11 protein-coding genes are annotated in these 11847 nt (G+C 58.1%); all 11 read right to left on the bottom strand.

Annotation, left to right across the window (positions count from 1 at the left end; all coding sequences use genetic code 11):
* Position 1: 1 nt before the first annotated feature.
* Positions 2–1309, bottom strand: coding sequence for an NADH-quinone oxidoreductase subunit NuoF (gene nuoF, locus KD146_RS06500; protein ID WP_212657900.1), 1308 nt, complete (start codon positions 1307–1309; stop codon positions 2–4).
* 11 nt (positions 1310–1320) lie between these two features.
* Entirely contained in the window at positions 1321–2610 is a 1290-nt protein-coding gene (gene nuoE, locus KD146_RS06495; RefSeq protein WP_212657899.1) for an NADH-quinone oxidoreductase subunit NuoE, read from the bottom strand.
* Positions 2610–3803: an NADH-quinone oxidoreductase subunit D gene (locus tag KD146_RS06490; RefSeq protein WP_212657898.1), complete on the bottom strand. Its 1194-nt coding sequence runs from the start codon at positions 3801–3803 to the stop codon at positions 2610–2612. Before KD146_RS06490 ends, nuoE begins: the two co-directional genes overlap by 1 nt.
* Positions 3800–4417, bottom strand: coding sequence for an NADH-quinone oxidoreductase subunit C (locus KD146_RS06485; RefSeq protein WP_212657897.1), 618 nt, complete (start codon positions 4415–4417; stop codon positions 3800–3802). Before KD146_RS06485 ends, KD146_RS06490 begins: the two co-directional genes overlap by 4 nt.
* Before the next feature lie 11 nt (positions 4418–4428).
* On the bottom strand, positions 4429–5007 hold the full coding sequence (locus KD146_RS06480; RefSeq protein ID WP_212657896.1) for a NuoB/complex I 20 kDa subunit family protein: 579 nt from the start codon (positions 5005–5007) through the stop codon (positions 4429–4431).
* Positions 4998–5363, bottom strand: coding sequence for an NADH-quinone oxidoreductase subunit A (locus KD146_RS06475; RefSeq protein WP_212657895.1), 366 nt, complete (start codon positions 5361–5363; stop codon positions 4998–5000). The genes KD146_RS06480 and KD146_RS06475 overlap by 10 nt, the downstream gene beginning before the upstream one ends.
* A gap of 428 nt (positions 5364–5791) precedes the next feature.
* A complete protein-coding gene (locus KD146_RS06470; RefSeq protein ID WP_212657894.1) occupies positions 5792–6367 on the bottom strand; it encodes an outer membrane protein in 576 nt (191 codons plus the stop codon).
* Positions 6368–6717: 350 nt separating this feature from the next.
* Positions 6718–7263, bottom strand: coding sequence for an outer membrane protein (locus tag KD146_RS06465; RefSeq protein WP_212657893.1), 546 nt, complete (start codon positions 7261–7263; stop codon positions 6718–6720).
* 141 nt (positions 7264–7404) lie between these two features.
* A complete protein-coding gene (gene msrA, locus KD146_RS06460) occupies positions 7405–8136 on the bottom strand; it encodes a peptide-methionine (S)-S-oxide reductase MsrA (RefSeq protein ID WP_212657892.1) in 732 nt (243 codons plus the stop codon).
* 115 nt (positions 8137–8251) lie between these two features.
* A complete protein-coding gene (locus tag KD146_RS06455; protein WP_212657891.1) occupies positions 8252–10612 on the bottom strand; it encodes a phosphoketolase family protein in 2361 nt (786 codons plus the stop codon).
* Positions 10609–11799, bottom strand: a complete 1191-nt coding sequence (locus tag KD146_RS06450) for an acetate/propionate family kinase (RefSeq protein WP_212657890.1) — start codon at positions 11797–11799, stop codon at positions 10609–10611. The genes KD146_RS06455 and KD146_RS06450 overlap by 4 nt, the downstream gene beginning before the upstream one ends.
* Between the last annotated feature and the right edge of the window lie 48 nt (positions 11800–11847).

The raw sequence follows: 11847 nt of genomic DNA, 5'->3' as shown, positions 1-11847 counted from the left end.
CCTACTCCGCCGCGATCGACGGCACGGCGCCGTCGCTGGTGGATGAATATGTGTACTGGTCGATCCGCTCTTCGATCACATGACGGAAATTGCGGATCAGGCCCTGGATTGGCCACGCAGCGGCGTCGCCCAAAGCACAGATAGTGTGACCTTCAATCTGCTTGGTCACTTCGAACAGCATGTCGATTTCGCGCTTCTGGGCGCGGCCTTCGACCATGCGCTCCATCACGCGCATCATCCAGCCCGTGCCTTCACGGCATGGCGTGCACTGCCCGCAGCTCTCATGCTTGTAGAAAGCCGACAGGCGCCAGATGGCCTTGATGATGTCGGTCTGCTTGTCCATCACGATGATAGCCGCGGTGCCCAGCGATGAGCCGGCTTCCTTCAAACCATCAAAATCGACAATGGCGTCCTGAATACGCTCGCCGGGCACACATGGCACCGACGCACCACCCGGAATAACCGCAAGCAGATTGTCCCAGCCACCACGAATACCGCCGCAATGCTTCTCGATGATGTCCTTGAAGCTTTCGCCCATGGCCTCTTCGAAAGTCGCCGGCCGATTCACATGGCCTGACACGCACATCAGCTTGGTACCAGTATTGTTGGCACGACCAATCGAGGAGAACCAGGCGCCCGAGCGGCGCAGAATTTCGGGTACAACCGCGATCGACTCGACGTTATTCACGGTCGTGGGATTGCCGTAGACACCCATGCCAGCCGGGAATGGCGGCTTGAGACGGGGTTGACCCTTCTTGCCTTCCAGCGACTCCATCAACGCGGTTTCTTCGCCGCAGATGTAAGCGCCGGCGCCGTGATGGACGATGATGTCCAGATCCCAGCCGTGGATATTATCCTTGCCGATCAACTTGGCCTCATAGGCCTCCTCGACGGCGCGTTCCAGATGCTGGCGCTCACGGATGAACTCACCACGCACGTAGATAAAGGCCAGATGCGCATCCATCGCGCGGGCCGCCAGCAGGCAACCCTCGACCAGATGGTGCGGATCATGCCGTAGGATATCGCGATCCTTGCAGGTACCAGGCTCGGACTCATCGGCATTGACCAGAAGGTAATGCGGCCGGCCATCGCTGACCTTGGGCATAAAGGTCCACTTCAACGCAGTGGGGAAACCCGCACCGCCGCGGCCGCGCAGGCCAGAAGCTTTGACTTCATTGGTAATCCAGTCACGGCCGGAATCGATGAATTCCTTGGTGCCGACCCAGGCGCCGCGTTCGCGCGCGCCAGCCAGCGTCCAGTCGTGTTGACCGTACAGATTGGTGAAAATGCGATCTTTATCAGCGAGCACTCTTCACACTCCTATCGCGGCTTCTTGCCGAAGACGCGGGCATATTCTGCCTCGCCGCCTTTGGCCAGAGCGGCAGCTTGCTTGATCCAGTCATCACGGGTGATACGACCCTTGAAGCTGAGCGCGTCATCTACCTTGGCCACATCATCAGCGCTGAACGCCGCGACCTGGCTCCACTTGGTGATGCCCAGCGCATTGAGTTTGCGCTCCAGCACCGGTCCAACACCAGAGATCAGCTTGAGATCATCGGCACTACCGGCAGGCGCGCTGAACAGCGGCGCAGCGCCACCCTTCTCGGCCACTGGATTGACCTCGGCCGGATTGGCCTTGGGCGCAATGATTGTGCGGGTCTTCTTGGCTGGCGCCTCTGCAGCATCAGCCTGACGTGGCTTCGGCGTCTTGGTTGCAGCCCTGCCCCCATCAACCTTGCCCGCATCGGATTCTGCACCAGTCGCCTTTGGACGCATGGCGTTGTTCGGTTTGCCATTGGCATTTGCAGCCGCATCGGCAGCCTTGCGTTCGGCTTCGGCCTTGCCCTGCGAGACCTTGGCCGCATCGGGCGTACCCTTGATGGCAGGCGCAGACTCTGCAGTCACGTCCTTGGGCTTGGCAGCAGTTGTCGGCTTGGCGGCCGACGCAGCAGCGTCTTCCGGCGCAGCTGGCGGAATGAACTTTTCACGTTTAGCAGTCGGCTTCACCAGCAGTGTGGTCTGTCCACCTTCGGCCGCGGAATGCAAACGCTCAATCTGGGGACCCGGCTTGATCGTGTCACCCTTGCCTGCAGCAAAAGCGTCCACGATCTCTTCGAAGCGCTCGCCCGTCAGATCTTCGTAGGTGTCATGATAGATCGTGACCATCGGCGCGTTCACGCACGCACCGGCACACTCGACCTCTTCCCAGCTCATTGTGCCGTCAGCATTGAGATGGTGCGGGTCGTGATGGATCTTGCTTTTGCAGATCGCAATCAGATCGCCAGCGCCACGCAGCATACACGGCGTGGTGCCGCATACCTGAATGTGGGCGCGCGTACCAACGGGCTGCAACTGAAACTGGGTATAGAACGTTGCCACTTCCAGAACACGAATGTAGGCCATGCCAAGCATGTCCGCGATCGTTTCGATCGTAGCGCGGCTGACCCAGCCATCCTGATCCTGCGCCCGCATCAATAGCGGGATAACGGCAGACTGCTGACGGCCGGTCGGATACAAACCGATCTTCCATTCCGCCCATTTGGCGTTCTCAGCACTAAATGCGAACGACGTCGGTTGAACCGACTCGTCAGCTAGGCGACGCGAAACCATCAGCGATCAACCTCTCCGAACACGATATCGAGCGAGCCAAGGATTGCCGAGACGTCAGCCAGCATGTGGCCGCGACACAGGAAATCCATGGCCGACAAATGCGCAAAACCCGGCGCGCGGATCTTGCAGCGGTATGGCTTGTTGGTGCCATCGCTGACCAGATACACACCAAACTCACCCTTGGGCGCTTCCACACAGGCATACACCTCGCCAGCGGGAACCTTGTAGCCTTCGGTATAGAGCTTGAAGTGATGGATCAGCGCTTCCATCGACTGCTTCATTTCGGCGCGCTTGGGCGGCACAACCTTGCCATCCAGCGACGACACCGGACCCTTGCCATCAGCAGCATTCAGCTTGACCACACACTGCTTCATGATCTTGGCTGACTGACGCATCTCTTCCATACGGATCAGATAGCGGTCATAGCAGTCGCCGTTCTTGCCGATTGGAATATCGAATTCCATCTCGTCATAGCATTCATAGGGCTGGCTCTTGCGCAAATCCCAAGCCGCGCCGGAACCACGCACCATTACGCCGGAGAACCCCCAGTTCCAGGCGTCTTCCAGCTTCACAACGCCGATGTCGACATTGCGCTGCTTGAAGATGCGGTTGTCAGTCAGCAGCGTATCGAGGTCTTTCACGAAAACCAGGAACTCGTCGCAGAACGCGTCGATATCATCGACCAGAGCCTGTGGCAGATCCTGATGTACACCACCGGGACGGAAATAAGCAGCATGCATGCGCGCGCCCGAAGCACGCTCATAAAAGATCATCAGCTTTTCGCGCCACTCAAAGCCCCAGACCGGCGGTGTCAACGCACCAACGTCCATGGCCTGTGTGGTCACGTTCATCAGATGCGCCAGCAGACGACCGATCTCCGAATACAGCACCCGGATCAACTGGCCACGGCGCGGCACTTCCAAGCCCAGCAGCTTCTCGACGGCCAGCGCAAATGCATGCTCCTGGTTCATCGGGGCCACATAGTCCAGACGATCGAAATACGGAACAGCCTGCAGATAGGTCTTGGACTCAATCAGCTTCTCAGTACCGCGGTGCAGCAGACCGATATGCGGATCTACGCGCTCGACGACTTCACCGTCGAGTTCGAGAATCAGGCGCAGCACACCATGGGCAGACGGATGGACCGGGCCAAAATTGATGGTGAAATTGCGAACATTGGCTTCAACGGTCATTGCTTGGCCTTCTCGTCACCGGGCAGCACGTAATCGGTACCTTCCCAGGGCGACAAATAGTCAAAGGTGCGGAATTCCTGCATCAATTGCACGGGCTCATAGACCACGCGCTTGCGCTCTTCGTCGTAGCGCACCTGCACAAAGCCCGAGACCGGGAAGTCCTTGCGCAGCGGATGGCCGTCAAAACCATAATCGGTCAGAATGCGCCGCAGATCGTTATGACCCGAGAACAGCACGCCGTAGAGATCGTAAGTCTCGCGTTCGAACCAGTCAGCACCGCGGAACACACCGGTAATGCTCGGCACAGGTGTAACGTCATCGGTACTCAGCTTCACCCTCACCCGCTGGTTCAGATAAGGGCTCATGAAATGGTAGACGACGTCAAACCGCTCATCGCGTTCCGGGTAGTCAGCGCCGCAGACATCCACAAAGCTGACAAAGCGACACTTCGGGTCGTCGCGCAGGAACGTCGCGACAGCGACAATCGACTCGCGATCGACCGTAAGCGTCAGCTCGCCAAAAGTGACCTTCTGCTCAACAACCGCATCACCCAATGCACCAGCGATATGCTGGCCAAGGTCCACAAGCGGATCAACCTGAATGGCTTCATCCATATTCAGCGGTCCTAACGTTCGATGGTGCCGGTACGGCGAATCTTTTTCTGCAACAGCAAAATGCCGTACAGAAGCGCTTCAGCCGTCGGAGGGCAGCCAGGGACATAGACGTCTACCGGCAGCACACGGTCACAACCGCGAACCACCGAATAGGAATAGTGGTAATAGCCGCCGCCATTGGCGCAGCTACCCATCGAAATGACATAGCGCGGCTCAGGCATCTGGTCGTAGACCTTGCGCAGAGCTGGCGCCATCTTGTTGGTCAGCGTGCCGGCGACGATCAATACGTCTGACTGGCGTGGCGATGCGCGCGGCGCCGTACCAAAGCGCTCGATATCGTAGCGCGGCATCGACATCTGCATCATTTCAACGGCGCAGCAAGCCAGACCCGTCTGCATCCACATCAGCGAACCAGTGCGCGCCCATGTCACGAGCTGCGACACAGTGGAGACAAGAAAACCCTTGTCAGCCAGTTCGTCCGTCACATCGGTGAAAAATGGGTCATTGGCACCAGCAACCTGCTGGGTCCGCGGATCGATCAGGCCCGTCGGGCGCGGCGCGACAAGCGTTTCGTTATCGCTCAATCCCATTCCAGGGCCCCTTTCCGCCATTCATAGATAAAGCCGACCGTCAGCACGCCCAGGAAGATCATCATCGACCAGAAGCCGAACCAACCCACATCCTGAAACGCAACTGCCCAAGGGAACAGGAACGCCACTTCGAGATCGAAAATGATGAAGAGGATCGACACCAGATAGAATCGGACATCGAACTTCATGCGCGCGTCGTCGAACGCATCGAAGCCGGCTTCGAAGGCAGACACCTTCTCCGGATCTGGGTTCTTCACGGCGACGAGAAAAGGAACCACCAACAAGGCGAGGCCAATAACGGCAGACAAGCCAAGGAAAATGATGATGGGCAGATAATCGCTGAGCAAATCAGTCATGCGGCAGCCTGTTTTCTAGTCCGGTCGGGCGACCGGCGTCACGTGAGCATCACAGGCAATTGGGGCCTGCGAACCGACGCGACAGATGATGGGTTGGGCTTAGACCTTTGCCTATCGTGTTTCAAGGGAAAGAAAATATGACAAAAATATTCATATATCATACCCCGGCTCCACGGGCCTGAGCGTCGCTCACTGCCTATGTGCGTCGCAGCATTCGCGGTCAAATGATCGGACCATCAAACGGCCTGCGACCCGCAACATCAGAATCGCGCTGCAAGATTCGCGGGCCACTACGCACAAAAAAGGGCCGCGCCAGAAGCGAGACCCCGCTGCAAAGCAAAACGGCGAACCGCAGAGCGGTTCGCCGAATTGGGTTTGCAAGACGCTAGGTCAGGAGGGCGGCGAACCGCCCTTCCCGATTGCAAATCTTAGAAGTGGTAGAACACGCCGACGGTTGCCTTGGCACCGTCAAAGAACTGGTCGCCAGCGGCGCTCGAGAAATCGCCGAGACCCAGAACTTCACCACGAACCGACACAGATTCGGTCACTGCAACTTCAACACCACCACCGATGGCATAGATGTTTTCAGTGGTGCCCGAACGGCTGGTCATGCCAACACCGCCAGCAGCGTATACCATGACCTGATCGGTCACGACTGCGCCAACGCGAGCCAGTGCCAGGAACATGCCGGCGTCATCGCCGTCCTGGAACACGTAGTCGCCCTGAACTTCGAGGCCGAGCAGGATTGGGTCATAGGCGATGAAGTTCACGCCGACAGCACCACCAACCGAAAACTGCGAGGTGCTAGCCTGCAGATTGGTCAGACCGTTTGCGTTGGTGAACACGCCACCAGCGTTAACGCCTGCATAGAGACCTTCCCAGCTGAAACCAGCCGACTCATAGATCGGCATTGGGGTCGTTGGGATGATCAGATCGGCGGCCTGAGCACCACCAGCGAGCAGCGCGGCAGCAGCCACACCGAGAGAAAGCGAACGTACAAACATATCTTGCACTCCCATAGAGTTAACCGTAGTCCACCGTTAGATGCATCAGCACAACGCGCGTGGCAAGCCTCCGCCTATCGAAATTAGGCGGTGCGGATAACATTCCATGACCATTTGAGGGGAGGTGTTGCGCCAATGTCGCGCATTTGGCCCAATTTGATACAAATCCCACCAATCACCCTGCAGAAGAGGGCGACGAAGTGGCGCACATGTGTTCATGACTGAGTCGCTCCGTCAAGCCACACCTTCGCCATAATTGCGCCACCCCACCAACAAAAACAGCCCCGCCAAGGCGGAGCTGTTTGGATTTCGGACCTTTAACTGCGGGCTGAAAACCCAGGGTTTCTAGGCTAGAAGTGGAAATTGGCCCCCACTGAAATCTGGTCCTTGGCGTTATCACCGCTCAGCGGAAAACTCCGGAGATATTGTGCGTCGATCGACACATTGTCGGTCAGCGCGACCTCCAGACCGCCGCCCAGAAGAGCGTCATCTTCTTCGGGCACGCCCAGATCGATTCCATAACCACCGGCCGCGTAGACAACCACGTCATCAGTCACCACCAGGCCGGCACGGCCCAGAAGCTGACCATAGCTGGTGTTTCCCGCATCGCCGGTCAGGCCATGCACGGCAACTTCAGCACCAAGCAGGTAGAAATCAAACTGCGCGTTCACACCAGCCTGAACACCCAGGCCATATTGGGTGCCGGCAACTTCACTGTTCTGCGCCACGCCATAGAGGCCGCCGTAAAAGCCATTCCAGTCAAAGCCAGCGTCCTCGTAGACGGGGATGTCAGCGGTACTGCTGGTCGGCACGGTGATCAGATCGGCACCAATTGCCGTGCCCAAGCTGAGCGAGGTGGCCAGTGCGGTGATAGCGATAGTGTTGAACATGCGCATTGCCGTTCTCCTTGCAGGTATTGAAGCGTTGCAGCCAGAACGCGCCCTTTTCGAACCCGTTCCGCCCTGTACGCAACAGCACCGTTCAGCGTTGCATATGTGTCACAGGCGACTTTAGCCGCCTGTGGCTACCAGCTTCGGCTAGAGACTTCCGACGAGCACGGGGTCTTCCCTGAAGGAATCGGGAAAGATCGCCTCGAGCGCAGCGATCTTGGGAAGGTCATGAACCACGATATAGGGCCATGACGGGTTCAGCGTCAGAAAGTCCTGGTGATACTGCTCAGCGGCATAGAACGCCTCAAACGGCTCAATGGTGGTCACGATCGGCCCCTCAAAGCGATCTGCGGCATCAAGCTGTTCAATATAGGCCTTGGCCGTTTCGGCCTGCTCATCGTTCACGGCGAAGATCGTCGAACGATACTGCGTCCCGCGGTCTGGCCCCTGATAATTGAGCTGGGTAGGATTGTGTGCCACCGAGAAATAGATCTGCAGCAGCTCGCCATAGCTAATGATGGCGGGGTCATAGTTCACCTGAACGGCTTCAGCGTGCCCGGTCGTTCCGCTACCGGTGAGCTCATAAGTTGCCGTCTCAGCAGCGCCGCCGGAATAGCCAGATACCGCCATGGTGACGCCATTGACGTGCTGAAACACGCCCTGAACACCCCAAAAACACCCCCCTGCGAAAATCGCGGTTGCGCTGCTGCCTGTTTCAGTCAGATCGAGCGCCGGTGCAGGGATCACGACGGGCGCTTCCTGTGCGGCAACAGGCTGGTTGAAAAGCCCCAATGCCATGGCGGGCAGCAGCAGCAAGGAGGCGACGGTGACCCGCCACCCGTTCTGGCGACTGGCTGATAGGGCAAGAGTTCTGGACATGAGCGTACCTTTGTTGGAGCTATCTGCTCTTCAGTTCGCATTATATGGCCGTTTGGTTACCTCAGATCAGCCGCATCACGTTGTTATGAACGATGCCGGATCCGGTCACTGCCCTCTAACCAGGCCAGACCCAGTTGCGGATTTCCGGTAAGTCCTCGCCGTTCTCACGAATATAGTCGTTGTGTTCCGCAAGCCTGCTGGCAACCAGATCCGCAAATGCCTCACGTCGGTCTGCCAGACGTGGCACGCGGTCAATCACGTCCTTGGCGACATGAAACCGGTCAATCTGGTTGAGCACAGCCATGTCAAAAGGTGTGGTGGTCGTCCCCTCCTCCTGAAATCCATGGACGTGGAAATTGTCATGATTGCTCCGCCGATAAGTCAGTCGGTGGATCAGGGCTGGATAGCCGTGATGAACGAAAATCACCGGCTTGTCGGTTGTAAACATGGCATCAAACGCTGCATCATCAATGCCATGCGGATGGATGCTGGGTGGCTGCAGCGCCATCAGATCAACCACATTGACGAAGCGCAGCTTGATATCGGGCGCTTGCTCTCGCAATAGCGCTACCGCCGCCAGGGCTTCCATCGTCGGCACATCCCCGGCACATGCCACAACGGCATCAGGTTCTTCAGTGCCGCAATTTGAGGCCCATTCCCAGACGCCCAGTCCGGCAGCGCAATGCGCCTCAGCAGCAGGGCCGTCCAGCCATTGCGGCTCGGGCTGCTTTCCCGCCACGATCACATTAATGTAGTCACGACTGCGCAGACAATGATCGACGACCGATAGCAGCGTATTGGCGTCGGGCGGCATATAGACCCGCACCACACCAGCCTTCTTGTTCATGACGTGATCGATGAAGCCCGGATCCTGATGGCTGAACCCGTTATGGTCCTGACGCCATACATGCGACGTCAACAGATAGGTCAACGAGGCAATCGGTTTACGCCACGGCACGCTCTTGGAAACGTTGAGCCATTTGGCGTGCTGATTGAACATCGAATCCACCACATGGATAAAAGCCTCGTAGCACGAGAAAAATCCGTGCCGGCCCGTAAGCAGATATCCCTCCAGCCATCCCTGACAGAGGTGCTCGCTGAGCACTTCCATTACGCGGCCATCCCGTGAAATCTGTCGGTCCGTCTCGATCAGGTCTCCCATGAAGACCCGGTCGGTCACTTCAAACACAGCCCCGAGCCGGTTTGACTGCGTCTCATCGGGACCGAATACCCGAAAATTCTGCGCGCCATCGTTGAGCGTCAACACGTCGCGCAAAAACGCCCCGGCGACGCGCGTCGACTCGCCCTCGACAGCTCCAGGCGATGGCACATCAAGCGCATAATCGCGGAAATCAGGTAGCTTCAGATCCTTGAGCAGCAGTCCGCCATTGGCATGCGGATTGGCGCCCATGCGGCGGTTGCCGCTCGGCGCCAACGCGGCCAATTCAGGGAGGAGCTTACCTGCATCATCAAAAAGTTCTTCAGCGCGATAGCTGAGTAGCCAGTCCTCAAGCACCTTGAGATGGCCGGGAACCTCGGCAAGCTTGGACAGAGGAACCTGATGGGAACGCCAGGAGTCCTCGGTTGGATTACCATCCACTTCCTTGGGTCCGGTCCAGCCCTTGGGCGAGCGCAACACAATCATCGGCCAGGCCGGTCGCTGCACCTCCACCCCACTGCGTGCTGCGAGCTGAATGGCCGCAATCTCGTCCATCACCTTATCCATGGCCGATGCCATGGCCTGATGCATCAGCTCGGGATCGTGGCCCTCGACAAAATGGGGCGCATACCCGTAACCACGCAGTAACGCATCAAGTTCGTCATGGCTGATCCGGGCAAGTATGGTGGGACTGGCGATCTTATAGCCGTTCAGGTGCAGAATTGGCAGCACTGCGCCATCACGCGCCGGGTTGAGAAACTTGTTGGAATGCCAACTGGTCGCTAGAGCACCGGTCTCTGCTTCCCCGTCACCCACGACGCAGGTCACGATCAACTCCGGGTTGTCAAACGCCGCCCCATAGGCATGCATCAGTGAATAACCCAGCTCGCCTCCCTCATTGATCGACCCGGGCGTTTCCGCAGCCACATGACTGGGAATGCCACCGGGCCAGGAAAACTGCCGGACCAGCTTGGCAAGGCCAGCCTCATCCTCCCCAATCTCGGGATAGAACTCGCTATAGGTGCCCTCAAGATAGGTGTTGGCTACCAGCCCTGGGCCGCCGTGCCCTGGCCCGGTGACGTAAATCATGTCCAGGTCGCGCTCCTTGATGACGCGATTGAGATGGGCATAGATAAAATTCAGCCCCGGCGTCGTCCCCCAGTGCCCAAGCAGCCGTGGCTTGACGTGATCCAGCGTCAGTTTCTCGCGCAGCAGAGGATTGTCGCGCAGATAGATCTGTCCCACCGAAAGGTAGTTTGCAGCACGCCAATAGGCGTCCATACGGGCTAGCAGGTCAGCTGAGAGTGGGTTGGTCATGACGCGAAAGTCTCCTGCTTGAGCAATCGGATAACGGCCGCGGCGATAACCGCTTCCTCGTCCGTCGGAATAACGTGTACGCCGACACGGGCAGTATCGGTCGAAATGGTGATGGCATTGGCCTGGTTGCTGGTGGGATCGAGTGCGATTCCAAGAAACTCAAGCTCGGCACAGACGCGCTCGCGAATAACAGCAGCATTCTCCCCAACACCGCCTGTAAAGACGAGCGCATCAAGACCGCCGAGGCTTGCAGCGAGAGCGCCAATGGCTTGCCGAATGCGATAGCAATAGACACCAAGCGCCTCTGCTGCCCGGCGATCCTGCGTCTCTGCGTCCAGCAGGATGCGCACATCGGCGCTGATTTCCGACATGCCGAGCAGGCCCGATTGGTGATTGACCAGATGGTCGAATGCGTCTGCGTCCAGCCGCTCCGTCTTGGTCAGATAGCGGACCAGTCCAGGGTCGATGTCACCGCTACGGGTTCCCATGGGAACGCCCGCTGCAGGCGTAAACCCCATCGTTGTATCAATGCTGCGGCCAGCACGCACTGCGGTCAGGCTGACCCCATTGCCGATATGGGCCAGAACGACCCGGCCTCGTGCGCGATCAGGGTCGAGCCTGTTCAAAACCTCAAGCACGTAGCTACAAGAAAGCCCATGAAAACCATACCGTTCAACGCCGACTTCAGCGAACCGACGCGGTATTGATAATTGTCTGGCGACAAGCGGCATGTCCCGATGGAAAACGGTATCAAAACACGCAATTTGCGGCACGTTCGGGAACCGCGCGCGACACAGACTGACAATCGCAATCTCTGACGGCAAATGCTCGGGTGCGTAGTCGACGATGCGTTCAAGCTCGGCAATGACGGCATCATCGACCACACAATGTTCACGGTAGGCGGCACCGCCATGCACAATGCGATGCCCGATGGCCACCAGGGACCCAATGCCAAAGGCCCGGTCTATCCAGGCCAGCGCGTGTTCAACGGCTTCAGCATGGGTGGCTGATGATACGGGACCAATGTCACCTCCATCAATTGTCAGCCGGCTATCAGACTGTCCAATACGATTGACTGCGCCACCGGCCGTTTGGACAAGGTCTATCTGCCGAAAGACGGCGAACTTCAGGCTCGACGAACCAGCATTGATCGCAAGCAGATAGTGGTCTCGCTGTGCCTCACCCATGCCCACACCCGGGCGGCAAGATGAGTGGTGACCAAGAGCGATTGCTTG

The organism is Devosia litorisediminis, assembly GCF_018334155.1.
GTDB lineage: Bacteria > Pseudomonadota > Alphaproteobacteria > Rhizobiales > Devosiaceae > Devosia > Devosia litorisediminis.
This window is presented reverse-complemented; position numbering and strand designations above follow the sequence as displayed.